The 26,782-nt window shown below is 44.0% G+C and carries 32 protein-coding genes and 2 pseudogenes; 25 read left to right on the top strand and 9 right to left on the bottom strand.

Going from position 1 to position 26,782, the window contains the following annotated elements:
• The first annotated feature begins 188 nt into the window (after positions 1 to 188).
• Both MMY81_RS01165 and MMY81_RS01160 read left to right on the top strand, forming a co-directional pair.
• Positions 189 to 1,091 (top strand): alpha/beta hydrolase, encoded by a 903-nt coding sequence (locus tag MMY81_RS01165; RefSeq protein WP_252311296.1) that lies wholly within the window; start codon positions 189 to 191, stop codon positions 1,089 to 1,091.
• A gap of 12 nt (positions 1,092 to 1,103) precedes the next feature.
• Entirely contained in the window at positions 1,104 to 1,562 is a 459-nt protein-coding gene (locus tag MMY81_RS01160; RefSeq protein ID WP_252311295.1) for a flavin reductase family protein, read from the top strand.
• Positions 1,563 to 1,619: 57 nt separating this feature from the next.
• Here the strand turns inward: MMY81_RS01160 and MMY81_RS01155 are convergent, their stop codons facing one another.
• From MMY81_RS01155 to MMY81_RS01145, 3 genes are all read right to left on the bottom strand, one after another.
• Positions 1,620 to 2,489 carry a DMT family transporter gene (locus tag MMY81_RS01155; RefSeq protein WP_252311603.1) on the bottom strand — a complete coding sequence of 290 codons (870 nt, stop codon included), beginning with the start codon at positions 2,487 to 2,489 and terminating at the stop codon, positions 1,620 to 1,622.
• 73 nt (positions 2,490 to 2,562) lie between these two features.
• Complete coding sequence (locus MMY81_RS01150; protein ID WP_308215170.1) at positions 2,563 to 4,062, bottom strand: potassium/proton antiporter; 1,500 nt, start codon at positions 4,060 to 4,062, stop codon at positions 2,563 to 2,565.
• A 76-nt stretch (positions 4,063 to 4,138) separates the two neighbouring features.
• A complete protein-coding gene (locus tag MMY81_RS01145) occupies positions 4,139 to 5,026 on the bottom strand; it encodes an amidase (protein ID WP_252311294.1) in 888 nt (295 codons plus the stop codon).
• An 84-nt stretch (positions 5,027 to 5,110) separates the two neighbouring features.
• Here MMY81_RS01145 and MMY81_RS01140 point away from each other — a divergent pair, with 84 nt between their 5' ends.
• Complete coding sequence (locus MMY81_RS01140; RefSeq protein ID WP_252311293.1) at positions 5,111 to 6,166, top strand: potassium channel family protein; 1,056 nt, start codon at positions 5,111 to 5,113, stop codon at positions 6,164 to 6,166.
• A gap of 21 nt (positions 6,167 to 6,187) precedes the next feature.
• Here the strand turns inward: MMY81_RS01140 and MMY81_RS01135 are convergent, their stop codons facing one another.
• The gene (locus MMY81_RS01135) at positions 6,188 to 7,165 is read right to left on the bottom strand and encodes a zinc-binding dehydrogenase (protein WP_252311292.1); all 978 of its coding nucleotides are present in this window, start codon (positions 7,163 to 7,165) and stop codon (positions 6,188 to 6,190) included.
• A gap of 181 nt (positions 7,166 to 7,346) precedes the next feature.
• On the opposite strand from MMY81_RS01135, the gene htpX reads away from it, so the two are divergent.
• The 12 genes and pseudogenes from htpX to MMY81_RS01075 all read left to right on the top strand — a co-directional run bounded on the left by htpX (position 7,347) and on the right by MMY81_RS01075 (position 15,379).
• Positions 7,347 to 8,246 carry a protease HtpX gene (htpX, locus tag MMY81_RS01130; protein ID WP_252311291.1) on the top strand — a complete coding sequence of 300 codons (900 nt, stop codon included), beginning with the start codon at positions 7,347 to 7,349 and terminating at the stop codon, positions 8,244 to 8,246.
• 128 nt (positions 8,247 to 8,374) lie between these two features.
• Positions 8,375 to 8,932, top strand: coding sequence for a copper resistance CopC family protein (locus MMY81_RS01125; RefSeq protein ID WP_252311290.1), 558 nt, complete (start codon positions 8,375 to 8,377; stop codon positions 8,930 to 8,932).
• Positions 8,933 to 10,060 carry a copper resistance D family protein gene (locus MMY81_RS33695; protein ID WP_252311289.1) on the top strand — a complete coding sequence of 376 codons (1,128 nt, stop codon included), beginning with the start codon at positions 8,933 to 8,935 and terminating at the stop codon, positions 10,058 to 10,060.
• 116 nt (positions 10,061 to 10,176) lie between these two features.
• Positions 10,177 to 11,100: an EamA family transporter RarD gene (gene rarD / locus MMY81_RS01115; protein ID WP_252311288.1), complete on the top strand. Its 924-nt coding sequence runs from the start codon at positions 10,177 to 10,179 to the stop codon at positions 11,098 to 11,100.
• Between the two features lie 417 nt (positions 11,101 to 11,517).
• Positions 11,518 to 12,450: a cytochrome aa3 quinol oxidase subunit II gene (qoxA, locus tag MMY81_RS01110; RefSeq protein ID WP_252311287.1), complete on the top strand. Its 933-nt coding sequence runs from the start codon at positions 11,518 to 11,520 to the stop codon at positions 12,448 to 12,450.
• A 30-nt stretch (positions 12,451 to 12,480) separates the two neighbouring features.
• On the top strand, positions 12,481 to 12,846 hold the full coding sequence (locus MMY81_RS01105; protein WP_252311286.1) for a cbb3-type cytochrome c oxidase subunit I: 366 nt from the start codon (positions 12,481 to 12,483) through the stop codon (positions 12,844 to 12,846).
• 274 nt (positions 12,847 to 13,120) lie between these two features.
• The gene (locus MMY81_RS01100; RefSeq protein ID WP_252311285.1) at positions 13,121 to 13,222 is read left to right on the top strand and encodes a hypothetical protein; all 102 of its coding nucleotides are present in this window, start codon (positions 13,121 to 13,123) and stop codon (positions 13,220 to 13,222) included.
• A 74-nt stretch (positions 13,223 to 13,296) separates the two neighbouring features.
• On the top strand, positions 13,297 to 13,560 hold the full coding sequence (locus MMY81_RS34800) for a cbb3-type cytochrome c oxidase subunit I (protein ID WP_374560967.1): 264 nt from the start codon (positions 13,297 to 13,299) through the stop codon (positions 13,558 to 13,560).
• Entirely contained in the window at positions 13,487 to 13,816 is a 330-nt protein-coding gene (locus tag MMY81_RS01090) for a cbb3-type cytochrome c oxidase subunit I (protein WP_374560964.1), read from the top strand. Before MMY81_RS34800 ends, MMY81_RS01090 begins: the two co-directional genes overlap by 74 nt.
• Positions 13,816 to 14,310 carry a hypothetical protein gene (locus MMY81_RS01085; RefSeq protein ID WP_252311283.1) on the top strand — a complete coding sequence of 165 codons (495 nt, stop codon included), beginning with the start codon at positions 13,816 to 13,818 and terminating at the stop codon, positions 14,308 to 14,310. Before MMY81_RS01090 ends, MMY81_RS01085 begins: the two co-directional genes overlap by 1 nt.
• Positions 14,311 to 14,422: 112 nt before the next feature.
• Positions 14,423 to 15,026 (top strand): annotated as a pseudogene (gene qoxC / locus MMY81_RS01080) (cytochrome aa3 quinol oxidase subunit III).
• An 83-nt stretch (positions 15,027 to 15,109) separates the two neighbouring features.
• On the top strand, positions 15,110 to 15,379 hold the full coding sequence (locus MMY81_RS01075) for a cytochrome C oxidase subunit IV family protein (protein ID WP_374560961.1): 270 nt from the start codon (positions 15,110 to 15,112) through the stop codon (positions 15,377 to 15,379).
• Between the two features lie 123 nt (positions 15,380 to 15,502).
• Here the strand turns inward: MMY81_RS01075 and MMY81_RS01070 are convergent, their stop codons facing one another.
• The 3 genes from MMY81_RS01070 to MMY81_RS33685 form a co-directional block, all read right to left on the bottom strand.
• Positions 15,503 to 15,805, bottom strand: coding sequence for a hypothetical protein (locus tag MMY81_RS01070; RefSeq protein ID WP_252311282.1), 303 nt, complete (start codon positions 15,803 to 15,805; stop codon positions 15,503 to 15,505).
• Positions 15,806 to 15,968: 163 nt separating this feature from the next.
• A complete protein-coding gene (locus MMY81_RS01065) occupies positions 15,969 to 16,520 on the bottom strand; it encodes an SDR family NAD(P)-dependent oxidoreductase (RefSeq protein WP_308215168.1) in 552 nt (183 codons plus the stop codon).
• Complete coding sequence (locus MMY81_RS33685; RefSeq protein WP_308215167.1) at positions 16,487 to 16,774, bottom strand: SDR family NAD(P)-dependent oxidoreductase; 288 nt, start codon at positions 16,772 to 16,774, stop codon at positions 16,487 to 16,489. The genes MMY81_RS01065 and MMY81_RS33685 overlap by 34 nt, the downstream gene beginning before the upstream one ends.
• A 131-nt stretch (positions 16,775 to 16,905) precedes the next feature.
• Here MMY81_RS33685 and MMY81_RS01060 point away from each other — a divergent pair, with 131 nt between their 5' ends.
• From MMY81_RS01060 to MMY81_RS01010, 9 genes and pseudogenes are all read left to right on the top strand, one after another.
• Positions 16,906 to 17,529 carry a flavodoxin family protein gene (locus MMY81_RS01060; protein ID WP_252311281.1) on the top strand — a complete coding sequence of 208 codons (624 nt, stop codon included), beginning with the start codon at positions 16,906 to 16,908 and terminating at the stop codon, positions 17,527 to 17,529.
• A 201-nt stretch (positions 17,530 to 17,730) separates the two neighbouring features.
• A pseudogene (locus tag MMY81_RS36215) lies at positions 17,731 to 19,030 on the top strand (PepSY-associated TM helix domain-containing protein).
• Between the two features lie 20 nt (positions 19,031 to 19,050).
• Positions 19,051 to 19,509, top strand: coding sequence for a FixH family protein (locus MMY81_RS01040; protein ID WP_252311278.1), 459 nt, complete (start codon positions 19,051 to 19,053; stop codon positions 19,507 to 19,509).
• A 20-nt stretch (positions 19,510 to 19,529) separates the two neighbouring features.
• The gene (locus tag MMY81_RS01035) at positions 19,530 to 20,105 is read left to right on the top strand and encodes a DeoR family transcriptional regulator (RefSeq protein ID WP_252311277.1); all 576 of its coding nucleotides are present in this window, start codon (positions 19,530 to 19,532) and stop codon (positions 20,103 to 20,105) included.
• Positions 20,106 to 20,233: 128 nt separating this feature from the next.
• On the top strand, positions 20,234 to 20,860 hold the full coding sequence (locus MMY81_RS01030; RefSeq protein ID WP_252311276.1) for a nitrous oxide reductase accessory protein NosL: 627 nt from the start codon (positions 20,234 to 20,236) through the stop codon (positions 20,858 to 20,860).
• Positions 20,823 to 22,217, top strand: coding sequence for a right-handed parallel beta-helix repeat-containing protein (locus MMY81_RS01025; protein ID WP_252311275.1), 1,395 nt, complete (start codon positions 20,823 to 20,825; stop codon positions 22,215 to 22,217). Before MMY81_RS01030 ends, MMY81_RS01025 begins: the two co-directional genes overlap by 38 nt.
• Positions 22,210 to 22,677: a nitrous oxide reductase accessory protein NosL gene (locus MMY81_RS01020; protein ID WP_252311274.1), complete on the top strand. Its 468-nt coding sequence runs from the start codon at positions 22,210 to 22,212 to the stop codon at positions 22,675 to 22,677. Before MMY81_RS01025 ends, MMY81_RS01020 begins: the two co-directional genes overlap by 8 nt.
• Positions 22,674 to 23,501 carry an ABC transporter permease gene (locus MMY81_RS01015; RefSeq protein WP_252311273.1) on the top strand — a complete coding sequence of 276 codons (828 nt, stop codon included), beginning with the start codon at positions 22,674 to 22,676 and terminating at the stop codon, positions 23,499 to 23,501. Before MMY81_RS01020 ends, MMY81_RS01015 begins: the two co-directional genes overlap by 4 nt.
• Positions 23,491 to 24,225 carry an ABC transporter ATP-binding protein gene (locus MMY81_RS01010; RefSeq protein ID WP_252311272.1) on the top strand — a complete coding sequence of 245 codons (735 nt, stop codon included), beginning with the start codon at positions 23,491 to 23,493 and terminating at the stop codon, positions 24,223 to 24,225. Before MMY81_RS01015 ends, MMY81_RS01010 begins: the two co-directional genes overlap by 11 nt.
• Before the next feature lie 36 nt (positions 24,226 to 24,261).
• On the opposite strand, the gene MMY81_RS01005 is transcribed toward MMY81_RS01010, so the two are convergent.
• Positions 24,262 to 25,695 carry an SLC13 family permease gene (locus MMY81_RS01005; protein ID WP_252311271.1) on the bottom strand — a complete coding sequence of 478 codons (1,434 nt, stop codon included), beginning with the start codon at positions 25,693 to 25,695 and terminating at the stop codon, positions 24,262 to 24,264.
• A gap of 146 nt (positions 25,696 to 25,841) precedes the next feature.
• On the opposite strand from MMY81_RS01005, the gene MMY81_RS01000 reads away from it, so the two are divergent.
• On the top strand, positions 25,842 to 26,462 hold the full coding sequence (locus MMY81_RS01000) for a protein kinase family protein (RefSeq protein ID WP_252311270.1): 621 nt from the start codon (positions 25,842 to 25,844) through the stop codon (positions 26,460 to 26,462).
• Between the two features lie 40 nt (positions 26,463 to 26,502).
• Here the strand turns inward: MMY81_RS01000 and rpsN are convergent, their stop codons facing one another.
• The gene (gene rpsN / locus MMY81_RS00995; protein WP_252311269.1) at positions 26,503 to 26,772 is read right to left on the bottom strand and encodes a 30S ribosomal protein S14; all 270 of its coding nucleotides are present in this window, start codon (positions 26,770 to 26,772) and stop codon (positions 26,503 to 26,505) included.
• Between the last annotated feature and the right edge of the window lie 10 nt (positions 26,773 to 26,782).

Raw genomic sequence — 26,782 nt, 5'->3', positions numbered from 1 at the left:
TCAGAAGCTTTTCGACAGTAGATGAAGCAGTGTATTCGATGAGAAAAACCTCCTAAAAAAATTTTACTTATCTCATACCTTCTTTTTGCCAGAACGAAACCTAACAGAATTCCGGGAACAATAGAATGTTAGAATTGACTGGAGAGGGGGTACATAATGATATACGACAAATTATATGGAGCGGTAAAATGATAAATACCTGGAAGGCAAAAGCAGTTAGAAAGAAAGCTTCTTTTCAAAAACGTCCGTCCACTATAAACATTCAAGCAGTAGCTTCCGTGGATAAACGATTAATTTCCACAACGGGGCGTATGACACCTGTGACCTTTTATTATCCGGTAACAGCTGGAGCAGGTAAGCTTCCCATATACATAAATCTGCATGGAGGCGGGTTTGTGCATGGAACGGCTGAACAGGATGACCCCTATTGCAGGTATATAGCCAATGAGGCTTCCTGCCTCGTAGTGAATATCAACTATGCAAAAGCACCGGAGTCTCCATTTCCGGCAGCTTTAGAAGAAAGCTATGAAGTGATTAAGTGGGTGATCGATCACGCAGAAAGTCTTGGCGCCGATAAGAACCGGCTGGCTGTCGGCGGGCAGAGTGCAGGTGGCAACCTGGCTGCAGCCCTTACTCTTCTGGCAGCTATTAGAAAAGAGTTTTCTTTTTCTAAACAGGTTCTGAACTATCCAGTGCTCGATTTGGTGACGCCGGCTGAAGAAAAGCCGGTACTGGACGAAAAACGTGTCATTCCAACTAAACAGATGATTTTTTATAACAATTGCTATGTAATAGATAAAGAGAGTGCAAAAAACCCTCTCGCTTCACCTATTATGGCGGAGAGCATGAAAGGTGTCCCGCCGGCTCTGGTTATCACAGCCGAATATGATTCGCTTGCAGAGGAAGCGGAGCTGTATGCGGCTAAATTGACCAAGCATGGAATCGAAACAGAGCACAAACGTTTTGATGGATGCGAGCATGCGTTTACGCATGATGGGCCCAATAAAGAAGCAGAGGAAGCATGGAAGCTGATTGCCGGCTCACTAAAGGCATCGCTGCACATCAATCAAACATCAGCTACTACTAAATAAGGAGTGAATAAAATGGATGATCGTTTATTTAAATCCGCCATGGGCAAATTTGCCTCCGGCGTAACCGTTATTACAACAGAAACAGAGGAAATACATGGCATGACAGCTAACGCATTTATGTCTGTATCTCTTGATCCGAAACTAGTTGTCGTCTCCGTGTCAAAAAACGCCACCTGCCATGAGAAAATCAAAGAGGCCGGAACGTTCGCGGTAAGTATTCTTTCACAAGAGCAGGAGAAGTATTCCATGTATTTTGCAAGACAGCTCAAAGAAGAGATGGATGTGGCATTTGAGCGGTTTGAAGGCCAGCCTATTATTGAAGATTCCTTAGCCAGCCTGGTATGCAGGGTGCATTCAACTCATGAAACAGGAGATCATACCTTGTTTGTGGGAGAAGTGCTGAATCTTAAAGTTCAAGATGGAGATCCACTTCTGTACTTTGAAGGAAAATATAATAAGTTTGCTGAATAAATGAATAGTGCTTTCAAAAAAAGCGTGTCCCGGAGTTTTATTTCCGGAACACGTTTTTTAATTGGACGTCTTTACACTCACTACCGTAACCGTAACCAGAATAAGTGCCATTCCGACAAGCTGAATAAGCGTTAAATGGTCTCCAAGCAGCAAAACCCCAAATAAAGAAGCAGTTACCGGCTCGACCATTGCAACCATTGAAGCCTTGGAAGGGGTAGTTAAGCGGATACCGATGACATATAAAATAAAAGAAATACCGGCTCCAACGATACCTAAAAGAAGAAACCACCCTATATCATTTGAGGTCAGGACAGCAGCAGCTTCATTAATATCTGCAAATAGAAAAAGGATAATACAGAAAATGAAAAATGCAATCGTCAACGTTGCCTGAGGTTTTCCAAGAGAGGAAGCATTTTTAAATCCAAATATAAACAGAGCATAGGAAAGACCGGCAGCCAGGCCGGCGGCTGCTCCTAAAGCATTGACCGTAAGGGAACCCATATTGTAAGCCCCGGTTAGAAGGACAATCCCTGCCAGTACGCCGGCAATACTTCCCCATTTCAGCCAGGAGGACTTTTCCATTCCCAACACAAAAGAAATAAGAAGAACAAATATCGGTGCCGTATACATTAACGTAACCGCAATAGCGATACTAGATGCCTGGATGCTTACAAAATAAAAAGTGAAATTCCCGGCTACGCCAACTCCGGCAAGAAGAGCCCATATGTAAAAAGAAGTGGAACGTACCCAATTCTCTTTAAAGTGAAAAAGAACCCATATAAAAAAACATATAAACCCAATAATTCCTCTATATAGGGAAATAACAAGAGGATCCCAGCCTTTTCCCATCAGAATATCTGCAATCCCTCCGGTGATGCCCCAGAATACAGCAGCCAGCATCACCAGCCCAACGCCGGCGTATTTCATGTTCATAATATACCCCCTTTGTGCAAATGAACTTCCATCATCCCATTGTTATCAGAATAAATAAAGTTCAGGTCTATCTATTTTTACCAAAAACATTTTTTTCTTTTTTTCCATCAAGCATCTGCTTTAAATCATACTTCTTTCTAGTGGCTACAAGAATAAACAACGTATCACCCGCCTGAATTTCCATATTGCTGTCCGTGTTGAGAAGCTCTCCATCGCGGACTAATGCATTGACAGCAGATTCTTCAGGAATATTAAGACCGTTTACATTCTGTCCGATAATAGCTGAGTTCCTGGAGGCCCGGTATTCTATAAGCTTGGCGTCCGTTTTCCCTATATTAACAAGCTCCCAGGAAGAATGTTCGTCTCTGGTGTCAGGCGCTGTAACATTCAGTTTGTTAGATAAAGGAGCAATGGTTGATCCTTGAATGAGAGCAGAAGTAAGTACGATAAAGAAAACCGTATTAAAAATAATCGAATCGTTATCCACGCCGGCTACGATTGGAAACGTGGCCAGGATAATAGGAACCGCTCCGCGGAGGCCGGCCCAGGATAAGAACAACCGATCGTTTAGTGAAAAGCCGCTGCCTAACGTAGAAAGAAAAACGGCTGCTGGTCTTGCAATAAACATAATAAAAAAGGAAAGCAGCACCCCTGTCCATATAACTCCCCAGGAAAAAATGTCTTCCGGGGTTGCCAGTGCTCCAAGCACAATAAACATGACGATCTGTGCCATCCAGGCAAATCCTTCGTGAAAAGTCGTGATGGAATGTCGGTAGGTCAATTCTGAATTGCCGATCACAAGTGCAGCCACATATACAGCCAGAAAACCGCTTGCCATCGCAAATTGAGCCGAACTGTAAATAATGAAAGCAAAGGAAATGGCGAAAATAGGATAAAGGCCGCCGGCATCCATATTAATTTTGTTAACGGCGTAAGAGCCAATCTTTCCTAAGACCAGGCCTATCGCAACCCCGCCGATCATCTGCCATAAAAAACTTCCGGCCATCAGCGTATAGCTTGGGTCCGGAGACATGAGAAGTTCTATAGCGGCCAAAGTAAGGAAGACAGCCATAGGGTCATTAGCTCCGGCTTCGCCTTCCATGGAGGCACTGAGGTTGGGCTTTATGTTTTTTCCTTTTAATGTAGCAAATACAGCGGCGGCATCAGTAGAACCAACTAATGCCCCGAGCAGAAATGCTTCGATAATAGTAAGATCCAGCAGAAGGTAGGCAAAGCCGGCCAGAAGCAGTGAAGTCAGCAGCACGGTAAGCGTAGCTAATGACAGAGCGGTACCTGCGACCGGACGGATAACCGACCATTTCGTCTGGATCCCTCCTTCAAATAATATAATAACGAGAGCAAGTATCCCGATTGTCTGCACATATTCTACGTTCCCTAGAGAAAGAATATCCAATCCGCCGGACCCCATCAGCATGCCTATACCGATAAACAATATTAAAGAGGGAACCCCGAGCCGGCTGGAAAATTTAGATACGAGAACGCCGCAGGCAAGCAGCAGGCCTACGAGAAGAAGAATATAATCACTTAATAAATAATCGCTCAGCACCTCGTGTCCTCCTTTTCTGAAACAAAATAAAAAAATGCCCGGTTACAGGCATTTTGTAAGATACTGTCCTTTTGTATTATGGTTTCATATCAATCCACGAATACGTATGGTGCATGGAAAAGCCATTAAAACTCCGGTATCCGCTGTAGGCGGTCCGTACCTTTTCCAATTCTGCCTGCATATATGTTTCGCCTTCTTCATAGAAAGTAGTAAATGATTCAGATGAGCCGAGGTTCATCGTTTCTACTCCAACGGTTACAGGCGTTGCATATACATTCCCCCAATTCATCTCGTTCGAAACTAGGGCAATAATACCATTAGGACCTTCGGCTTTATCGCGGTAAGCCATTATATTAACTCCATCGGCTTGTTTGATGATCCATTCTGCGAGGTTACCTTTTCCAATCTTATTGCTGTATGTCCTTTCATCAAACCAAAATGGCATATCAACAAAAAGAGGAAGTCCCATATCATTTGCAGCTTTTGTGCTGTTCACAATTAATGTTTGGTAATTCAGTACGCTTTTTGCATAATTTTTATTCCAGCTTGAATGAAGGTAAGGCTCCACATCAAGGTGCAGTGCTGTAAATTTTTCTGAAGGAGCTGCATTGTTCTGATAGGTTTTCAGCCAGGGGATAACGGGCGGTGGTGTTTTGCCGCTGTATCGTTCTCCCCAGTCGGACGCGCCGTCAAGCGCGTGTACTGCGATGCCGCGTTCGCCTGCACGCTTGATGAAGCTTCGGTAGGAAGAAGATGGAATATCCCGGTCAATCTGCAGATAAACGGCTTCTGCCTCTTTTGATTCAAGGAAAGTAAGAATGCGGTCCGGTTCGGAAAGCATTTTATTCGTGTCCCAAAGCCAGGTAGATAAGTAATTACTGCTTGCGTTTACATGCTGCTGAGGCGTAATAGCCACAATAATCACCGCCAGTACAATAGTTAAAATAGAAAAGAGCCGCTTCATATTATTTTCCTCCAATTATAAGTAATGATGAAAGACCGCGTACCTAAAAAGGGTTATGCTATAATTTAGGCAAAAAGAAAAGGAGTGGGGATTATATTTTTCAGCCAGATTTTTGGACGGCTTATCAAAGTAAACAGTAAATTTATTTTTTTGAGTGCTGGTCTTTTAATTGCATTCAGTTCTTACTTTATTTATTATCTGGAGCCGGAAACATTCGAGTCCCCCTTTAATGGATTCTGGTGGGTGATGACAACGGTAACAACTGTTGGTTTCGGCGACTATTCTCCCATTACAATGGCAGGAAGACTGTACGTCATCTTTCTTTATATAGTAGGTATCGGTCTTATTTCGATAGTTATAAGTAAAATTGTTGATTATTTTTATGTGTACAATCGAAAAAAAGAAGGTGGAAGATTGGATTATAAAGGAAAAGGTCATATTGTTATTATTGACTGGAGCCGGAATGCAGGACTGGCTATTCAGGAAATTTTACATACAGATAAACAGGTAGAGATTGTCATCATAGATCAGCTGGAGCAGGCACCGATTCATCATGACCGGGTTCATTATGTAAAAGGCAACCCGATTCATAAAGAGACGCTCGACCAGGCGAATATTAAAAAAGCAAAAGCAGTGTTTGTTTTTCCCAACGAGTTAACAAGAAATGGAGAGTTTATTCATGATCCCTCCTATATTGATGGAAAAACACTGTTAATTGCAACGAATATCGAACGTCATTATGAATCTATCTATATTATTGTAGAAGTGAAAGAGCGTGAAAATATTCATAACTTTACTCATGTTCGAATAGACGAATTTATTTTATCTTCGGAGATGGTAGCCCAGCTCGCAGTCAGGTCTGCGTTTAGTCCTGGTACATCCAAGCTTGTATCCCAGCTTTTGTCCAAGAATCACGGGGATGATTTATATGAAATAACCAAGCGCCCGGAATGGAACACTTACCGGGAAGCATTTAAAGAGCTTCTCCAGGAAGGAGCAACGCTCGTATCGGATGGACAGGATTTTCATATTAATCAAAAGCTGGATGAAACAATCAGTGAAAAGGCTCGTCTATTTGTCATCTGCAATGAAAAAACGTATGAACGGATCAATAAACCAAAAAAGCAGAAAAACCGTTGAAGGTTTTTCTGCTTTCTTATCTTATAAGGCTGCTACAATTTTCCCGCGCACATGCCCATCTTTTATACGGTGAAGGGAAGAAACAACTTCTTCCAGGGAAATAACCTCTTGAGGAAGGGGTTTAATTTTCCCTTGGGAAGCAAGGGCACCCAGTTCCCTTGCCATACGTCCAAGATCGGCACGCTGCTCCAGGTCGTCGGAACGATAAACAAAACCAAGCGCTACTTCATGGAAAGAAGGAGCCAGTGTTTTCGGTGTATATTGTGTAAAGTCGGGCAGCGCAGCGATGCACACCAAGTGGCCGTTGAAAGCAAGGAAATCAATCGCTTCGGTTGCTGTTTTATTACCAATAGTGTCCAGAACGATATCAACGCCGCGGCCATCTGTATATTTATGAATCGCTTCGGTTACATTCTCGGTGTGGTAATCGATCGTTTTGTGAGCTCCGAGTCCGGTGACATACTCATTGTTTTCCGGGGAACACGTTGTAATAATATGAAGCCCTGCAAGCGAAGCCAGCTGAATAGCATAGCCGCCTACACCTCCGGCTCCTGCCTGAATAAGAATGGTCTGCCCATTCTGCACCGTTACTTTGCGGTACAGGGATTGATAGGCTGTCAGGGCTGCTGTTGGAAGAGAAGCGGCTTCTTCATGGCTCCATCCTGATGGAAGCGGAGCGATCACATCAGCAGGAACGGTCACATATTCTGCGAAAGCGCCATTGTCCGTCATGCTTATGTGACCGTAGACTTCGTCTCCTTCTTTCCAATCAGACAAGCCTGGGCTCACTTTATCAACAATTCCAGACACATCAAGACCTGGCACGTGGGGGAATTCCCATTCGGGAAGTCCGTTTTCTGATAGTTTATAATCGACCGGGTTAACGCCGGCTGCCTTCACTTTGATCCGGACCTCTGTTTCTTTCGGTTCCGGCATTGGAAGATCGGTAATTTCCAGGTGATCGATATTTCCGGGTTTAGTAAGGGCTAAAGCTTTCATTGATGAGTCCTCCTTTATTTGGTGAATCTGATGCATGCTCTGAAAATAGACGTATATGTATCTTCATTCCTTTTTTGGAGAAGAATAAACGAAACCACGGCAAAGAAAGTGAAACAAAACATTCAGTAGCATCGTAAAATAGAAGCAGGTATGATGAAAGAGAGAAAAAGGAGTGGGAACTATGGGAAGAAGAATAATGCTGTTAATACTTACTAATATTTTGGTTATAACAACTATTACTATTGTTATAGGGATTCTGGGCTTATTCGGCATTAATATCGGAGGCATGACGAGTCCGGACGGCAGCATGAACTTTGGTGCACTGCTTCTGTTTAGTGCAGCATTTGGTTTTGGCGGCGCTTTAATATCCTTAGCAATGTCCCGGTGGATAGCCAAAAAAACAATGGGCGTGAAAGTAATCAAGCCGGACCAGCCTCAAACGCAGGCAGAAAAGCAGGTACTTGATACCGTTCATACGATGGCAAGAAATGCAGGGCTTACTCATATGCCTGAAGTAGGTATTTACAATTCCAAAGAAGTGAATGCTTTTGCTACCGGTCCTACTAAAAAGCGTTCACTGGTAGCCGTATCCAGCGGACTGCTTCAGACGATGGACAAAACGGCTGTAGAAGGTGTGATTGCGCACGAAGTAGCCCACGTTGCTAACGGCGATATGGTCACCATGACGCTTTTGCAGGGTGTGGTAAACACATTCGTGATTTTCTTTGCCCGTATTGTGGCTACTGTTGTAGCTAATTTTGTGAAAGACAATACACTGCGGATGTTTGTACGATTCGGAGCTATTATCGTGTTCCAGATTCTATTTTCCATTCTGGGAAGCATTGTCGTGATGGCTTTCTCCAGGTACAGGGAATATCATGCAGACCGGGGCGGAGCTGATCTGGCAGGCCGCGATAAAATGACTCATGCTCTTCAGTCCCTGAAGCAGTATTCCGAGCGGATTGATGACAGCCACGGGTCTGTGCAGACGTTGAAAATTAACGGAAAGACTTCCATGGCGATGCTGTTTTCTTCGCATCCGCCTCTTGACGAACGAATTAGAAGACTGCAGGAAAGATAAACAACAACGAGCTCTTTTATACAGGAGCTCGTTTTTTACTGCGTTCATTTAAATGTCTTTCTTTATTCACAGCCATTTTGCTCCATTTCTGTTATAAAGATAGAGAGACTAATTAAAGGAGAGATTGTATGAAGTATTTAGGAACAGCCTTTGCGGCTTTTGCTTTGTTATGGTTTCCAGCTTCAGCCGAGGCCCATACGTATATGGAAGAATCAACACCGGAGGATGGAGAAACGGTCGAAGAAGATCTGAACGAAGTCCATGTTATATTTGATTCTCCCATTCAGGATTACAACATAGCCGATCTTTATGATGAAGAGGGAGAGCCTGTGCTGGGCGATGTGATACATGAGCCGGTGGATGAAGTTGTTTTTTCTACAGACGATCCACTTCCAAATGGGGATTATACATTTGAATTTGAAATCATCAGCGAAGATGGCCATATTATAGAAGACACTATCGCCTTTGCCGTTGATCAGGAAGAAGACGCGGCTGCGGTGCAGGAAGAACAGGAAACTTCTGAAGAAGAAACTGCATCGGAAGAAGAAGGAAATACAGATGAAGCAGATACTGCGGGTGCAGCAGAGGAAGAAGGAAATGGCAATACACTTGTACTGGCAGGCACTGTAATCCTTCTAGTGCTTGTAGCAGGAGCCTTATTCTTTCTTATCAGGAGAAAAAAATAAGTGCTTATTGCAATCAGCAACGGGCTGTTATATGTCGCGCTTGGCGTGCTGATGGGAACTGCTCTTCTGAATATGATTCCAAAGACGAACCGCCCGGAGCTGCACGTGCCATTTCCACTCGTGTTGGGAAGCGCTCTGCTGCTTCCTGTCTTATCGTTTCCTTCGCTGCTGGAAATTGCCCGGTCTATTTCAGCCGGGCGTGATCGTCTGCTCTCCGAAGCGTTGGAGATGGTCATGTTTTCTTTTCAAATTGGAACTGCCTGGATATCGTTAACGGCAGCTTCTATAGCGCTTGCTTTATTGATTGTATTATTTTACAGAAAAGCAGAGGCCCACTGGAGTATTTATCTGGCCTCTATGGCGATTTTAGCTGCCATTATAGGTTTTCAGGCAAGTGTAGGGCATGCAGCTTCAGCGAGCAGCCTGATTGGGTTTACTACTCATACAATGCATTATCTGGCTGTCAGCGTGTGGATTGGAACCTTATTTGTTGTAAGCTGGTTTTCCAAAAGCTATGTAAACTGGGAAGGATTTTTGGAATGGTTTACGCTTATTGCTGTAGGTTGTGTAGTGCTTATTACCATGTCCGGTCTGATTATGTCCCAGATTATTACGGAATCAATTACCGGATCCTGGGTATTGAGCTATGGCCAGGCGCTGCTGCTAAAACATCTATTATTTGCAGTTATTCTGCTTTTTGCCATTTTTAATGCGTTTTTTATTAGAGGACGCTTAAAAAAGGATGCTTCTTTTAGTCCCAGATCCTGGCTTCGTGCTGAAAGTACTGTGGCTTTAACCATTCTTGCGGTGACGGGGTTCATGACAGAACAGGAAACCCCGCAGCGAATTGAAAGACTGCTTCGCTCTGAAGGGCCGTCCCCGCTTTATGCACTGTTATTTGACAGTGGACCAGCTGGACCATCCTCTCCTGTCTTTTCTTTTCATGGCCCTGGTTTAGTTTTAATTTTAATAGGGGGCTTGTTTGCCTGGCTGGCGTATTATTCGATCAAGAAAGAAATGTCAGCCTGGGTGGTGTTTGGCATTTCGCTCTTTTTTGCCATCAGCATGTTTTTAGGGCTGATCAGTATGATTGGTCTGGAGGCAGCAGGCACCGCCGGCTTGTTCTAGAGCTCTGTATTTTGTAGATGACGCATGTATTCTTTCGGTTTCCGAAAAAATGGATGCGTCATTTTCTATTTTGCGATAGGCTTGTAGAGTAGAAAAAGGGACGGGAGAGAAAAAAGATGAAAGAAAATCAACAGGCGGCAGGGGTGGCTTTTGCCGGACTGGCCTATATGCTTTGGGGGTTTCTGCCTTTGTACTGGAAAATGCTCGGAGGCGTTCCGGCAGGAGAGGTGCTGGCCCACCGGATTGTCTGGTCCCTTATTTTCATGGGAGCTGTTCTCCTGGTGCTGAAAAAGATTCAACCGGTAGCAAGAGAAATTATACGTGTATTTAAAAATAAAAAATCAGCGGCGGCTATTACGGCAGCAGCCGTTTTGATAAGCATCAACTGGTTCTTGTTTATTTTTGCGGTGAATAGTGACAGGGTGATTGAAGCGAGTCTGGGCTACTATATTAATCCGTTGTTCAATGTTGTTCTTGCTACTGTCTTTTTAAAAGAAAAACTGACCAGGGCAGAAGGAGTGGCTTTCTTTCTGGCAGTTGGAGGCGTCATTACACTAACGTTTTACTATGGTTATTTCCCTTGGGCGGCAATTGGTCTGGCGCTCAGCTTTGGTCTTTACGGACTGATAAAAAAAACAACCCCGCTCAGTGCATGGGCTGGTTTAACAGTAGAAACAATGATAATGGTTCCTTTCGCGCTTTTGTTCCTGCTTGCCGTGCAGGGAGATACAGGCAGCATATTCCGCTTTTCGTGGGAGGATCATGCCCTGCTGATTGGAGCTGGAGCAGCCACGGCGGTGCCTTTGCTTTTATTTGCTGCAAGCAGCAAACGGATTTCTTTTTCTCTTATTGGATTTCTGCAGTATTTTGCTCCAACGATCATGCTTCTGCTTGGAGTTTTCCTGTTTAACGAGCCATTCAGCCTGCAGCAGCTGACAGCCTTTATTATCGTCTGGATCGGTTTAATTATTTTTACGATTTCGAGATCAAGAACCTCCTGGAAAGCAAGAAAATGGAGAACGTCTGAAAAAACGGAATAAATCTTGTACATTTTATGTTTTTCCTGCTGAAACCGAGGGTGGGACTTTACTTTTTCTGCAAGTCGTAGCACAATACTAACGGTAGGTATTTATGTAAATCAATAAAAGAGCTCTTCAGATAAAAGGGGGCAGTAAAGCAGACAGCAGGAGCATGACAGCATAACTAATTGTATAAATAATGCTTTTTCATACTAAATGAAAAACGCATAAAAAATTCATTAAAGCGGAAATAATCTTACATAGGAGAAACCGTGAATTTTTTATGTCGATTTTGTGTTGAATTTGAAACACAAAATTGAGATTTGTATGACAGTCTTTGAAAAGGGAACAAAAGAAAGCGTAAATTTGCTACCATAGACAGAGCAGAATGTAATTCTGGCAAGGCATTACTATTACTAGGAAGGAGTGTTGGGTAAGGTGGGAAAATTTATAAGCCGGGCAAAGCGGACGCTGATGCTGCCTGCATTTGCTCTTGTTATATTCTTAAGCGGCTGTGCGGACCTGGTCGTTCTTGATCCACAAGGGCCGGTAGCAGAGAGTCAAGCAGAACTTATCACATTTTCTATCATTATGATGCTGGGAATCGTAGCGGTTGTATTCGTGCTTTTCACATACATGCTTGTGAAATTCAGGTACCGTCCTGAAAAGGAAGGCAATGACAATTATGATCCAACGCATCACGGCAACAACAAGCTTGAAGTAATTTGGACGGTTATTCCTCTTATTATCGTAACGGTACTATCTATACCTACCGTAACGACAATCTACGAATTAGAGGAGCCGCCGGAAGTATCGGCGGATACAGAACCTCTGGTTGTTCATGCAACGACATCAAACTTTAAGTGGTTTTTCAGTTATCCTGAAGAAAATATAGAGACGGTTAACTATTTACACATACCAACAGACCGGGCTATTGAATTCAGACTTTCTTCAGCCGATTCCATGACGGCTCTTTGGATTCCTGCACTGGGCGGACAGAAGTATAACATGGCCGGTATGGAGAACACACTATATCTTCAGGCTGACAATGAAGGCGAGTATGCAGGACGTAATGCAAACTACAACGGATCCGGATTTGCCGGTCATACGTTTGAAGTAATCGCACAGAATGAAGATGATTACAATGCGTGGGTATCCGAAACACAGGAAAATGCACCTGAGCTTACAGAGGATGAGTATATAGCTATGCTTACGCCTGGCCTAAGTGAAAACAACGAATTTTCATCAACGCATTTAGATTTTGTCGATCATGGAACAAATGAGGGCCGTGATTATATTATTGACCACCATGGTGGAGAACTTGGAGAGAAGCTTTATCTCCAGGGCGGTCGTGACATATGGGAAGATTAGTACGTTTCAATAGAAAGCAGGTGAGATAATTTGGATGCGTTTATAGATTTTTTATTTGGTGAATTTATCGTAACAGGAGATCCGCTTATATATGGCGCCATGGTTTCTATTGCGCTTGGTTCTATAACGGTTATCGCTGTACTCACCTACTTTAAGGCATGGGGATGGCTCTGGAGAGAGTATATTACTTCTGTTGACCATAAGAAGATAGGTATTATGTATATTATCGCAGCAATCGTCATGTTTGTCCGCGGTGGTATAGATGCAATGATGATGCGGGTTCAGACCTCGCTTCCGGGAATGACCTTCCTGGATTCACAGCACTACAATGAAATTTTTACAACACACGGAACCATCATGATTATCTTTATGGCAATGCCGTTCTTAATCGGTTAATGAACTTTGCCGTACCGCTTCAAATCGGGGCGCGGACGTAGCATTTCCATTCTTTAATAACCTGAGCTTCTGGTCCTTTGCTTTTGGACTTGCACTCTTTAATATCTCCTTTATTATCGGGGGATCGCCGGACGCGGGTGGACAAACTACGCTCCGATGGCCGGGGCGGAACTAAACCCCGGACCGGCAATAACTATTATCTTCTTGGGCTTTCAGCTCTCAGGGTATTGGTACGCTGGGAACTGGTATTAACTTTATTGTTACAATTTTGAAGATGAGGGCTCCAGGAATTACAATGATGAGACTGCCAATCTTTACCTGGTCGACGCTTATTACATCTCTTATCATTGTGTTTGCTTTCCCATTCTTACAGTAGCACTTGCTTAATGACGCTTGACCGATATTCGGTGCTAAACTCTTCACGCTTGCCGGCGAAGGGATGCCGATGATGTGGGCAACCTTTTCTGGCTGTGGGGACACCCGGAAGTATATATCGTTATTCTGCCGGCGTTTGGTATTTTCTCTGAAGTTATTTCCACTTTTGCAAGAAAACAGCTGTTTGGCTACAAAGCGATGGTTTATGCAATGGTTTATCATCGCACTTTTAAGCTTCCTCGTATGGGTTCACCATTTCTTTACAATGGGTGCCGGCGGTGGAGTAAACTCCTTCTTCTCGATTACGACAATGCTTATTGCCGTACCGACCGGGGTTAAGATATTCAACTGGCTCGGACGATGTACCGCGGCAGGATTACGTTTGAAACACCGATGTGTGGGCGCTTGCCTTTATCCCAACTTCGTTATCGGCGGGGTAACAGGGGTTATGCTTGCGATGGCCGCAGCTGACTACCAGTACCACAATACGTACTTCCTTGTAGCTCACTTTCACTATGTGCTAATCGCAGGTACCGTATTTGGATGTTTCTCCGGTTTGATTTTCTGGTATCCAAAAATGTTTGGACAAGCTTAATGAAAACTCGGAAAATATTCTTCTGGTTGTTTATGATCGGCTTTAACGTCTGTTTCCTTCCAATGTATTTCCTCGGATTTGCAGGATGCCGACGTACGTATACGATCGAACCAGAATGGATGCCGCTCAGCTTAACGGCTACAGCGGGCGCCTTCATGATGGCAGCCGGATTTGCTGTATTTGTTTACAGTATTACTTACAGCTTCCGTTATGCAGAGCGCGAAACGCAGGGCGACTCATGGGGAGAAGGAAGAACATTGGACTGGGCTACCGCAACACCAATCCCATTCTATAACTTCGCTACTCTTCCTGAGTTTGACAGCAAAGATGCTTATGTAGGAATGAAAGATAAAGGCGAAACCACCTATGACAAATCAAAAGTGGAAGAAATACACATGCCAAGCAACTCCGGCCTTCCTTTCTTTATGATGCTTGCTTGTTTATCGCAAGTTTCGGCTTGTCTGGGAATGGTTCTGGATGGCATTCCAGGTTGATTATGTTCTTTATCGTATGGGAATCCGCTCGTTTGATTATAATGAAGGCTTCCATGTCTCTGTAGAAGAAATTCACGAAAAGAGCAGGCAGCCAGAGGGGAGGATAGCAATAATGAGTGCACATACGGAAGCAACAACAGGACCAATGGAGTACCGCACACAAGAAGGACGTATGAATATCCTTGGATTTTGGATATTCTGGCGCAGAAATTGCATTATTTGCTACCATCTTCGCCACCTATGCTGTTATGATAGGCAGAACGGCGGATGCTCCGCTCCCCACGAATTGTTTGAACTGCCTATTACTCTGTTAATGACATTTCTTCTAACAAGTAGTTTTTACCTGCGGAATCGCCATCAATGAAATGCGCCGGGGATCAAAAAACGGCCTCCTCATCTGGATGGGATTGACGCTTGTATTAGGTCTTGGGTTCCTCGGACTTGAGATTTATGAGTTTAACCACCTCGTTCATGAAGGTGCATCCATCAGTTCAGCAGCATACTGGTCTGCATTCTTCACTCTGACCGGTACACACGGGCTTCACGTAACGGTCGGTCTCGGCTGGGGTGTCCTCTTATTAATTCAGCTTTACCAAAGAGGCATTACGCCGAGGACTGCAAGTAAATTCTTTATATTCGGCTTGTATTGGCACTTCTTAGACGTTGTGTGGATATTCGTATATACAGTCGTGTATTTATTAGGGATGGTGGCTTAAATGAGTTCACACAGTGAATCGCGTTTCCCTATAAAACACTTTATTGGGTATCTTGCCTCGATTGTGCTTACTGGTGCAGCGGCATGGATTGCTCTTGGCACGGAACTCCAATGGGATGGATTGTCACCGGCATTATGGCATTGGCTATCGTTCAAGCAGGCATTCAGCTGTTTATGTTTATGCATATCACCGAAACAGACAGCGGAGGCATTCAGCTTGGTAATATGATTTATGCTTTTGTAATTGCAGGTATTATTATCTTAGGTTCTATCTGGGTTATGTCGTTTGGTTATCATGATCACGATACCGGTAACGGTGGTGCAGAAGTAGAAGAACACAACAGCGATCATTAAATAATAAAAGGAAGCTTATCACATCCGATAAGCTTCCTTTTTATTCTATTTTTGAAAGTTGTATAAACAAAGCCGGAAATACTGTCAATGCATACAGTATACCGGCTTTTTCTATGTCGCAGTTTATTTAGAATTATTGTTTACCTCGGAACGGAGGAAAGGAACACGGCGTGAACGCTCCAGCTGTTTAAAGTAGCTGATCATAATATAGATAATGGCAACGTTCGTGATAAGGAGGCTGCCATAGAACGCAATGATAGAAGTCGGTGCATTAAGCACAGTGATTGGAGTGAAGTGGCTTAGGAAATAATCCCACATACCTAAAGCAAGAGCTGACTGAAGAACAACGAGAAACCATCTTTTGCGGCGGGCAAAGAAAAATGGAACAAGGGTGGCGAAAACCATAAATACGAGCAATACATCCATTAGAAGCACCTCTTTTTATAATATTCAGATTAGTAAGCGTTTTCATTTATTCTGTAAATTTATTATATCAAATTATTCACAAAAAAGACATAAAAAAAAGAAATAGTTTGAACTTTTTTTGAACAAACTATTTCGTATGTTGACATAACCGGTGAACGAGTGCTCAACGAAGCACGCTGCCGCCGGATATTTTGACTGATTCCCCGACGATATTCTGGGCAGCATTGGTTAACAAAAAGGCAATCGTATTCGCTACATCCTCCGAACGGGTAAGAGAACCAGATGGAATGCCGGATTTTGCAGCCTCCAGCTGCTCTTCATATGTGCGGCCTTCCCGTTCCCCTTTATTGGCGATAGCGGTCTCGCCCATTTCGGTGTCTACATAACCCGGACAAACCGCATTGACCCGAATGCCATGGGGTATCGCTTCAAGAGCCATGGAGTGGGTAAAGCCAATAAGGGCAAACTTGGATCCTGCATAAGCAGTGTTACCGGTCGTTCCTCTAAGTCCTGACAAAGAAGAAACATTAACTATAGCTCCCCGGCCAAGTGTTTTCATCCCTTCATATACAAGCTGGCTTAATAAGACAGCTGAAGTGTAGTTAATGTGCATGATAGATTCCATCTCTTCCTGTTTAAATGTCAACTCAACTGTACTGCCTCCTATAATACCCGCAGAGTTTACAAGCAGGCTGATCGTTCCGTTTTTTTCCACTGCTCTTTTTTCACCAAAGCCTCTCTCTCATCACTGCTGCCGATATCCGCAGGAATTACAGCTACGGAAGCTTCTGCATTGGATTGTTTTATCTGCTGTTCCAGGGCCTGTAATTTCTCCTGTCGGCGACCTGTAATGGTAACGGCTGCTCCCATTTCAGCGAGTGTAACCGCCGTATCATATCCAATACCGCCGGTAGCCCCGGTAATGAGGGCGTGTTCCCCTTTTAAAGCATCTGCTGCATAAATAGTCATTCGTATTCTCTCCTTTATAGCTGTTTTTATCCAGTACCCGTCTTCAAAAAAATAAAACAGTATAGTACTGCATACATCTTCCAAAATAAGGGTACACATCAAGTATTCAAATAAAAAGGCGGGATAATGATATGGCAGCTCTTAAAGCATTAGTATTAAATGGATCATTGAAAAAAACCGGAGATGACGAATCCAATACAGAAGCGCTGACGAATGAAGTGTTAAAGATATTAGAAAAAGAGGGAGTTTCTACAGAGACAGTAAGACTTGCTGATTATCATATTCCTTACGGTATAAGCGAGGATCTGGGAGAAGGAGATGAGTGGCCGGCTGTTTTTGAGAAAGTGAAAGAGGCAGACATTCTTATTATTGGTACGCCTTTATGGATAGGAGAAAAAAGCAGTATAACGACGCTTGCCATGGAAAGACTATATGGAGGAACAGGTGTTACAAATGAAAAAGGCCAGGCTGTTTACTATAATAAAGTAGGAGGCGTTGCTATTACCGGCAATGAAGACGGGGCAAAACATGCAGCAGCTTCTGTATTGTATGGCCTCTCTCATATAGGATTTACAATTCCACCAAATGTAGACTGTTACTGGGTGGGTGAAGCCGGCCCAGGTCCATCATTTATTGAAGCAGACGGGATGAGTAATGAATTTACGAAAGGCCACGTCACAATGCTTGCCTACAATCTGCTTCACATGGCGCGTATTCTTCAAGATAATCCGATACCGCCGGAAGGGAATGTATAAAAAACGGAAACAGACAATGCAATAAAGCAGCAAAGCTGAACCTTCTTTATGACGGTTCAGCTTTTTTGTTTTCCAATAACGAATGAAATTTTTCAACAATTATTCACATATTTTATCATAAAATATATGTATACTGGGTATTGTAGAGAAGGGAGAGCGTTGTGAAACATATACATAAAACCAAACAGAATCATTGCAGGCGTGTGGCGGTGGCATTTTTATATTGGACTGCTGCTGGCCCCATTTTTACTGATTTTGGCTATTACTGGAGGCATCTATCTATTTAAAGGAGAAATTGAAAGTGTTATCTACAGCGACTACTATGAAGTGGAGCCTGGAGAAACAGTGCATCCCCCGAGTCACTTAACAGAAGCAGCTCTGGCAGAAATACCGGCAGGGGAAGTAGTGCGTTATCGACCGGGGGATACTGCTTCAAGGTCTGCTGAAGTCGGGATCAGCACGGAAGAGGGGGAAGTCTACACCGTTTTTGTAGATCCTTATCAGTCAGAAGTATTAGGCATGATAAATGACGAAAATCGTGTGATGAACACTATTGAGGACCTGCACGGGGAACTGATGGCAGGAACCCTGGGAGACCGGCTGGTTGAACTGGCAGCGAGCTGGACACTTCTTTTAATAGCGTCCGGGCTTTATCTATGTGGCCTAGGAAAAAGCCATCTATTTACGGTACTTTGATTCCAAGAAAAACCACGTCAAAAAAGCAGTTAATCCGGGATATTCATGTTGTTCCTGCATTTTGGATATCCGGCGGGCTGGTTTTATTCCTGGTTACCGGTTTGTTATGGACCGGTTTTGGGGGAATGGTGTTCAGCATGTGGCAACAAGCACAGGAGTTGGCTATCCACCTTCCATCTGGGTTGGGGATCCGCCGAAATCAGGAAAGCAGGCAGAAGATGTTGCCGATGTTTCCTGGGCTGCTGAGAATATGCCGGTAGCTGATTCTGTCCCTTTAGAGGCATACGAACAACTTTCTATTGATACTGTTGTACAGACGGCTGAACAGGAAAATGTGCAGACGGCTTATGATATCTTTTATCCCGGTGATACAACGGGCGTTTATACGGTATCTGCTTTTCCTGATCGGGCCCAGGACGAGGTCACGATGCATATTGATCAATACTCCGGTACCATCCTGGCTGACTATCGCTGGGAGGATTATCAATGGGCAGGAAAAGCGATGGCATTGGGAATTACGATTCATAAAGGATTTCAATTCGGCCTTATCAATCAGCTGGCAGGCCTGGCTCTTTGCATTGGATTGATCGGCATGATAGTGAGCGGTATTTGGTTATGGCGTAAAAGAAAACCGGATAATCATATCGGTGCCCCTAAAGGAAGAATAGGCAAAGGATTTTGGCTGCTGGTGATTGTATTTGGCGTTCTTTTTCCATTAGTCGGTGTCTCTCTCATTTTAATCTTTTTGATCGATCGTTTCCTTATCCAGAAAAATCAAAGACTGAGCCGTTATTTTAATGTCTGACAAAGAAAGGAATATACTATATGAGATATGTTCTGCTGGCCGGGAGTGTCAGCTTGCTGTTTCTAAGCGGCTGTTCGTTGTTTTCGGTCGATAATCATGACGAATATAATGACTTAAAGCCAATAGAAGTTTCGACGTATCTGCCTGAAAACAGAGAAATGTCTAAAGAACAGCCTGTTAGTCTTCTGCTTACACAGAATAATAAAGAAATAGAGAACGCAGATGTTCATATAGAAATATGGTCGGAGGATCATTTCCAGCACGACACGTTACCTGTTACCAATAAAGGCGGGGGGATATATGAAGCAGACGTATACTGGGAAACAGAGGGAATATATTATATGCGGTCCGAGGTCTCTGCTGGAGAATCGGCCGCAAATCCCGTTGTGATGCTGGGAGTTGGAGATTTAACGGAAGAAGAGGAGCTTCAGATCGAAAATGGGGATGAAGGCAGTGCGACGATAGAAGGTCATCATTAATAATAGGGAGGGGAACGCACTTGTTACCAATAGAGCGTCAGCAAAAGATAATGGAATGGCTTCAGGAAAATAAGGCAATGAAAATCAGTGAGCTGAGTGAAAGGCTCCACGTTTCCGAAATGACAATTTACCGGGATACGAAACCCCTAATCGAAGAAGGGAGGCTGCTTAAGACAAAAAATGGCGTAATGCTTTATGAACAACCCGCAGTTTTATCCAATCATTGCAGTTATTGCAAAAAACTTTCGGATGGCCGGCTTGCCATGACATTAATAAAAAAAGATCAAAGTATAGAAGCTTTGTGCTGTGCTCACTGTGCGGTTCTTCGTTATTTTGATATTGAGGATAAAGTAGATCAGCTCATTGGACAGGACTTTCTGACGGATGTAACCATCAGCGGAAAGTCAGCTGTATATATTCTTTCTCCGGATCTTGATATCCACTGCTGTGAACCACGCGTACTCATGCTCGGAACAAGGCAGAGAGCAGAACGCCTTCAGCTGGGATTCGGTGGAGAAATCGGAAATATTAAAGAAATAAATGAGGCAATCAATAAAAAGATGAATCAAACCAGCAGTCCCTGCTGTCCTTCTTGAGGCTCATTGAATATGTCACTAAATCGATACAGAATAGTCACGGGATAGTTCTTTGTACCGGGCGGCTGATTTATCATGCGATGTTAAAATAAAAGAGTGAAAAAGTACCTAATGAAAAGAGTGAGACGATGAATAAAAAATACATGAAAATTTCAATGGTTTCGGTTTTGTCTGCCATGGTTCTGGGAGCATGTGGAAGCGGTGATACAGAGGAAGAGCAGAATGGAAATGAAGATAACGGCCAGCAGGGTTCGTCTGAGCAGGGCGCCGGCGTGGCAGATGCCAGTGAGCCGAGAGAGCCGGAAGAGGATGAAGTCTGCATGTACTGCAATATGAATATTCCGCATGACGAAGACAGCGTATTTACCGCTCAAGCTGTGACAGAAGACGGGGAACGGGTCTTTTTTGACGACTCCGGATGCCTGACAAATGCGAAAGAGGAAGCAGGAGGCTCCTTTGAAAAAGAATGGGTCAAAGATCATTCATCCAATGAGTGGATTGAAGCAGAAACGGCTCATGTGGTGGAAGACAGCGAATTCAATTCACCAATGGGATACGGCTATGCCTTTTTTGAAGAAGAAGCCGATGCAGAAGAATACGTCCTATCAGATACAGCAGAAGCTGCTGACTGGCAGAGTGTAGAAGAAGACGGCATAGAGCGTGCGGGCGGAGGAGAAGAGATGGATCATGAAGGGCATGGAGAGGAAGAATCAGGCCATGATCATGAAGAAAATGGAACGCACGACGATCATTAAGCTTTTTGTTCCGCTGGGCGTGCTCTTCTTCTTGTTTTTCTTTTATGCGAATTCATCGTCAGCAGCATCGCTTCAGGATCAGATTGACGAAGCGGGTGCAGGTGACACGGTTACAATAGAAGAGGGAATACACGAAGAAGTTCTTCACATTGATAAGCCGATTCATTTAAAAGGGCTCGGTGAGCAGCAGAGCCGTCTTCTCAATAAAGAGGCGGGCACTATTATTTTTATCGAGTCTGATGATGTAGTCATAGAAGGTATTGCTTTTGAACATACGGAAGAAGATACGGAAGAAGAGGTTGGGTATAGGCAGGTGACGGATCCCTTTGACCCGGAGCCGGTCATTTCTGCTGATGCCCCATCTGATCTTCATATTATTGATAACACGTTTGATGCGATTGGTTCCGGCATTTATGTAACGAATGGGACGGATATAGAAGTAGCCCGCAACAGCTTGATCGGTGTCGAAGCGGAGTACTTTATGGAAGGTAACGCCGTAGAGTTATATGACACGGATGACGTCGAGCTTCGGGATAACCGCGTCCGTTATATGATGGACGGTTTTTATCTGGATACACTATCGCGGGCAGATATTACTGGGAACGATGTAAGCGAATCCCGGTATGCGACCCACTTAATGTTCAGCGATCAGGTGACCGGCGATAACAACACTTACACAGACAATGTGAACGGCATGATGATTATGGACAGCACGAACAGCTCCTTTTCCGACAATGTATTTCAGGAGCATTTTGATGTCCGCGGATTCGGTGCCATGATTTTCCGATCGGAAAACATAGAGCTGCTTAATAATCGTATTTCCCAGAACAGCACTGGCATCCAGCTTCAGGAAACACGTGGTACAACGATTCGTGGAAATGCGATAACAGGTAACCATGTAGGACTTTCCTGGAACATGAGAAATCCAGATTTTGTATTTACAAACAATGACATGATCAGCAATATCATTCAAACGCAGGCCTTGTCAGATGCACTCCCGCTGGATGCAGACGGAGAAGGCAACTACTGGGATGATTATTTCATGGAAGACTTAACAGGGGACGGAGTAGGAGAGCTTACCTACGAGTCGGGAACCGTTTATGATTTAATATTGGAAGAACAGCCGGAATGGCAGCTTTTCTTTGAAAGTCCGGCTGTCTCTCTCTGGAGCCAGACGGAAGAATGGCTTCCGGCTATCGGCAGGGAAACGGCTGTCGACAACTATCCGAAAGTGGAAGAACAGTGGGCAGAGGAGCCGGAACAACAGTCTGCGTGGGTATACATCACGATTGGCTTCATCTTTCTGGCGATTGCTGCAGCAATTATCTACTATTACAGGAGGAACGAATATGCATAATAAAAAGCTGATGATGCTGATGCCGTTTGTCTTTTTTGCCGGGGCCTGCCAGCAGCTGTCCCACGATCCGCATGATATCGATCACCATGTGGACACATGCGAAATCTGCAACATGAGCATTGTGAGGGTGGAGGAAGCCGCGCAGATCGTTAAAGAAGACGGCACTGCTGTATTGTTTGATGATGTTGGGTGTCTGATGGAGTATAAAGAAATTTACGCTTCCGAATCAGACGAATTTCATACAGAGTATGCACAGGACTATGAGCTTGCTGAATGGTTTGATATGGAAGAAGGAGCTTATGTATACGATGAGGATATTCAGACGCCGATGGGTAATGGCGTCGTAAGTTTCGAATCAGAAGAGAACGCGCAGGCATTTATCGATAATGAGAATAACGGGGAAGGGACGCTTTATCAATACGAAGACCTGCCTGGTCATGAGTGGGACAGTCATTTATGAATGTAGCCCATTTTGTTAAACAGGACTTAAAGCAATTTATGAGAAATCGCTGGCTGCTCGTTTTCGGCCTGCTTTTTGCACTGGTTGCCACCGGTTTAATGGTCTTCGGCGGTTCCTCCCATTCTTCCTACGAAGGATTTAACCGCACAACGGCCAGCCTGCTGAATGCTAATTTATTTCTCATTCCGTTAATTGTCTTTATTGTAGGCGGCGTTACGTTATCCAATGATAAAGAGGAGGGCCACTTCGGGCTGCTTCTTACCTATCCTGTATCGTATGCTGCTCTAATAGTATCTAAAATTTTATCCTTGATCCTGGCATTAATTGTTATGCTGCTGCTTGGGTACGGCATAGCGGCAGTGGCCGGTTACTTTCTGGCTGTGCCGATGGCTCCCGGATCATTTCTGACATTTTTCTTTCTATCGTGGATTTTGGTGATGTGCCTGGCTCCGCTTTCAATCATGATGGGGCTTTACTGTTCGTCAAAATTCCAGGCAATGGGTGCCTCGCTGCTTTTGTGGGCGGTGCTCGTACTGTTTTACGAATTTGTGGTGATGGCTCTTACAGACATCGTGCCGGCTTACATGCTGACGATGTTTTTAACCTGGATTGTCGCCCTGAATCCGGTTGAACTGATGAGGGTGCTGGCCATTGTTATTTTAGACGGCGGAACCACCTTCGGCCCTTCTCTTTATGACTTCACCCTGTTTGTGACAGAAGGTTTCGGTATTGTGATTTTTGTGGTCGGTATTCTGCTTTGGATACTGATACCTTCTCTGATCAGCTATTATTTAATACGAAAGGGGTATGGCTATGCCAAATAGTCCTTTTCTGGAAGCGAAGGATCTTCATCTAAAAAAACGATTGGATTCAACCAGCTTTACTATGAACAAAGGAGAAGTACTGGCTCTCTGCGGAGGAAATGGCGCCGGGAAAACCTCATTGTTCAGTATTTTGACCGGCATGATCCGCCCCGACCGCGGAGCACTGGAGATGAACGGCCAGCCTGTTAAAAACCAGTCCATGGCTTATCGGAAGAGTTTTTCCTATATGCCGGACAGAATGCTGTTTCCTTCCTACCTTACAGGTCTTGAAGTTCTCTATTTCTACGGCACGATGATAGATTCGAATGAAGAAGAAGTAGAATATTGGCTGAAAAAGGTAGGACTCTATGAAGTACGTCATAAGAGAATCAAAGAATACTCTAAAGGGATGCAGCAGCGCTTGAATATGGTTCAGGCATTCCTCGGAGACCCGGAATGGGTGATGATGGATGAGCCGACCAATGGACTGGATCCCTATTGGATTTATCAAGCGAAACAGTGGATAAAAGAAGAAAAAGAAAAAGGAAAAACCATTCTGTTCTCTACCCATACGCTGTCGATGGTTGAAGAAGTAGCAGATACGCTTATTTTCCTTCAAAACGGTTCCATCCTCATTAAAGAAACCATCCCCTCTATTAAAGCAAAGCTGGAGAATGGAGAAACATTGGAAGACTACATTTACCGCTCGATCGAGTCCCTTTATACAATGGAAACGAAGCCATAAAAAAGCATGCGCGTAGCTGCGCATGCTTTTTGTGATCTAAAAGCTTAAAACAATAGGCTGCCAGAAGTAAACGAAAACGACAATGACGATGATACCAATAATATTCAGCCAGAAGCCTGCCTTAATCATGTCATCAATTGTAATGAAATCCGAGCTGAATACAGCTGCGTTCGGTGGTGTAGAGATAGGCAGCATAAACGCACAAGAAGAAGCGAGGGCTACTACAGCCATAATGCCATATGGCTCTACCCCGATACCGAGTGCAAGGCCAATACTCACTGGGATCAGCATGTTGGAAACGGCTGTGTTGGACATAATTTCTGTCATAAACAGCACCATTGCCGCGAGCACAATAAGAATAAGAAGATACGGAAGCACCTGCAGGCCTCCTAGAATATCGCCGAACCATTCGGTTAGGTTGGACTCGTCAAAAGCTGCCGCAAGAGACAGGCCGCCGCCGAACAGGAGAAGAAGCCCCCACGGCAGCCGCTTCATATCTTCCCACACCATGATCCCGCCGCGCTTTCCTTTGTAGCGGCTTGGGATAAGGAAGAGAGAGACAGCAGCCATCATGGATATGGTTGTATCGGACAGATCAAGACCAGGAATAAATCCACCGAAAATCCATAAAAAGGCGGTAGCAGAGAAAATGATAAGAATCACTTTTTCCTGATAGCTCATTGGTCCAAGATCCTTTAGTTGATCCCGGGCAAAGTTCTCGGAAATACTGCCGGTATTCGGCACGGAGAATTTAATTTTTGTCATGTAAAAGTACAGCACAGTCATCATAATAACGGTGATTGGAAAACCGAATATAAACCAGTCAAAAAAGGTAATGGTCTGATCGAGCTGCTGGTTGGCGATTCCAACAAACACGGCGTTTGGCACAGAACCGATAAGCGTGGCAAGACCGCCGATGGAAGCCGCATACGCAACGGTCAAAAGGAGGCCTTTTGCAAAGGACTTCAAGTCTTTTTCGTTAAAGAATTCTTTGTCTTTCGCCTCTGTAATTAAAGCCAGCGCAATGGGAAGCATCATCAGCGCTGTAGCAGCATTGGAAATCCACATAGAGAGAAAAGCTGTGGCAATACCTACACCTAAAACAATCCGATTGCTTGTTGTTCCTAAAAGCAGCAGAATAAACATGGCAATACGCTTATGTAAGTCCCATTTTTCAATAGCCAGCGCGATCGTAAAACCGCCCATGTACATAAATACAATTGGATCGGCGTACGCCATCGTTGCAGTGCTCTCTTCTGCACCTCCCGTAAGCGGTAACAAAAATATCGGCATTAAGGAAGTAGCTGGAATAGGCATAGCTTCGGTAATCCACCATGTGGCCACCCAGACGGTAACAGCAAGTACAGCACGCGGTGCATCCTCAAGACCGGTCAAGGCAGGAAAGAAATAAATAAGGGCAAATAACAGCGGACCAAGAATGATTCCAATTCGATGCCGGTTCCAAGACATGCTTATCACATCCTTTCAACGTATACTTATAATAGTAGCTTTCTCTTTTTCATTTGTCATTGCCTTTTAAAAAGAAAGCGGTAAAAAATGAGAAATGAAAAAACCGTGATATAATAAGACACACGACAAAAGGAGGATTGGGCATTGTGAACACATACCTTGCTCTTGCAGAAAGCGTCCGAATGATAAATAAAGGAACGCACTCACTCCTTATTGATTATGATGACAAATTAGAATTTATAGGAAAAGGAAGAAGTGCGTATGTTTTTAAAATAAAAGGAACAGAAGTAGTGCTGAAAATGTTCTTTCCGGATTTTGCAGCAGTAGCAAAAGAAGAAGCTCTTATCTATCAGGCTCTTGGAGGTCTGGAATATTATCCGAGTATGTATGAAGCAGGAGAGAACTACCTTGTCATCGATCACGTAAAAGGAAGCACTCTTTTTCAATGTCTGCAAAAAGGAATGCCAATTACGGAACATCACCTGCAGGAAGTAGACCGGGCTTTACAGCTGGCAAGAGACAGAGGCTTAAATCCATCGGATATTCACCTGCGTAATATTCTTATTACAGATACCGGAGCTATCAAAATCATTGATGTGGCCCGCTACCGTCAGCAGAAAGACTGCACGCAGTGGGACGACCTGAAAAACGCATTTTATGTATATTATACGAGAAAGTATTTTCCTAAAAAAATGCCGCTTGTGTTATTGAATACTGTAGCTGCTCTATATAAAAGAAAAATGCTCCCACATTATGGAGGACATTAAGAAGCACTGGATCTGCAGCAGAGATCCAGTGCCTTTTATTTTACCAGCTTGATTTTTTTACGCCGGGGATCTGGCCTTTATGGGCAAGGTCCCGGAAAGCGATACGGGACATATTAAATTTTCTCATATAACCGCGTGGACGGCCGGTCACACCGCAGCGGCTGTTGGAACGGGTAGGCGAGGAGTCTCTTGGAAGCCGGCGCAGCGCTTCATAATCCCCTTTTTCTTTTAATTCCCGGCGTATATCAGCATATTGTGCAATAAGTGCTTCCCTTTTTTGCTGCTTGACAACTTTTGATTTTTTAGCCATTATTCTCTCT

Source organism: Sinobaca sp. H24 (assembly GCF_023845525.1).
This window is presented reverse-complemented; position numbering and strand designations above follow the sequence as displayed.

Bases quoted from the DNA above. Each gene is read 5' to 3' on its own strand.
- MMY81_RS01015 (WP_252311273.1), top strand. From the start codon at position 22,674: ATGAATGTAGCCCATTTTGTTAAACAGGACTTAAAGCAATTTATGAGA.
- MMY81_RS01155 (WP_252311603.1), bottom strand. From the start codon at position 2,489: ATGAAATACGCCGGCGTTGGGCTGGTGATGCTGGCTGCTGTATTCTGG.
- MMY81_RS01070 (WP_252311282.1), bottom strand. From the start codon at position 15,805: ATGGATGTATTGCTCGTATTTATGGTTTTCGCCACCCTTGTTCCATTT.
- MMY81_RS01010 (WP_252311272.1), top strand. From the start codon at position 23,491: ATGCCAAATAGTCCTTTTCTGGAAGCGAAGGATCTTCATCTAAAAAAA.
- MMY81_RS01075 (WP_374560961.1), top strand. From the start codon at position 15,110: ATGGATTGCTCTTGGCACGGAACTCCAATGGGATGGATTGTCACCGGC.
- MMY81_RS33685 (WP_308215167.1), bottom strand. From the start codon at position 16,774: ATGACTATTTATGCAGCAGATGCTTTAAAAGGGGAACACGCCCTCATT.
- MMY81_RS01090 (WP_374560964.1), top strand. From the start codon at position 13,487: ATGGGTGCCGGCGGTGGAGTAAACTCCTTCTTCTCGATTACGACAATG.
- MMY81_RS01030 (WP_252311276.1), top strand. From the start codon at position 20,234: ATGAATAAAAAATACATGAAAATTTCAATGGTTTCGGTTTTGTCTGCC.
- MMY81_RS01100 (WP_252311285.1), top strand. From the start codon at position 13,121: ATGAGGGCTCCAGGAATTACAATGATGAGACTGCCAATCTTTACCTGG.
- rpsN (WP_252311269.1), bottom strand. From the start codon at position 26,772: ATGGCTAAAAAATCAAAAGTTGTCAAGCAGCAAAAAAGGGAAGCACTT.
- MMY81_RS01135 (WP_252311292.1), bottom strand. From the start codon at position 7,165: ATGAAAGCTTTAGCCCTTACTAAACCCGGAAATATCGATCACCTGGAA.
- MMY81_RS01060 (WP_252311281.1), top strand. From the start codon at position 16,906: ATGGCAGCTCTTAAAGCATTAGTATTAAATGGATCATTGAAAAAAACC.
- MMY81_RS01125 (WP_252311290.1), top strand. From the start codon at position 8,375: ATGAAGTATTTAGGAACAGCCTTTGCGGCTTTTGCTTTGTTATGGTTT.
- MMY81_RS01165 (WP_252311296.1), top strand. From the start codon at position 189: ATGATAAATACCTGGAAGGCAAAAGCAGTTAGAAAGAAAGCTTCTTTT.
- MMY81_RS01005 (WP_252311271.1), bottom strand. From the start codon at position 25,695: ATGTCTTGGAACCGGCATCGAATTGGAATCATTCTTGGTCCGCTGTTA.
- MMY81_RS01085 (WP_252311283.1), top strand. From the start codon at position 13,816: ATGAAAACTCGGAAAATATTCTTCTGGTTGTTTATGATCGGCTTTAAC.
- MMY81_RS01025 (WP_252311275.1), top strand. From the start codon at position 20,823: ATGATCATGAAGAAAATGGAACGCACGACGATCATTAAGCTTTTTGTT.
- MMY81_RS01040 (WP_252311278.1), top strand. From the start codon at position 19,051: ATGAGATATGTTCTGCTGGCCGGGAGTGTCAGCTTGCTGTTTCTAAGC.
- htpX (WP_252311291.1), top strand. From the start codon at position 7,347: ATGGGAAGAAGAATAATGCTGTTAATACTTACTAATATTTTGGTTATA.
- rarD (WP_252311288.1), top strand. From the start codon at position 10,177: ATGAAAGAAAATCAACAGGCGGCAGGGGTGGCTTTTGCCGGACTGGCC.
- MMY81_RS01020 (WP_252311274.1), top strand. From the start codon at position 22,210: ATGCATAATAAAAAGCTGATGATGCTGATGCCGTTTGTCTTTTTTGCC.
- MMY81_RS01160 (WP_252311295.1), top strand. From the start codon at position 1,104: ATGGATGATCGTTTATTTAAATCCGCCATGGGCAAATTTGCCTCCGGC.
- MMY81_RS01145 (WP_252311294.1), bottom strand. From the start codon at position 5,026: ATGAAGCGGCTCTTTTCTATTTTAACTATTGTACTGGCGGTGATTATT.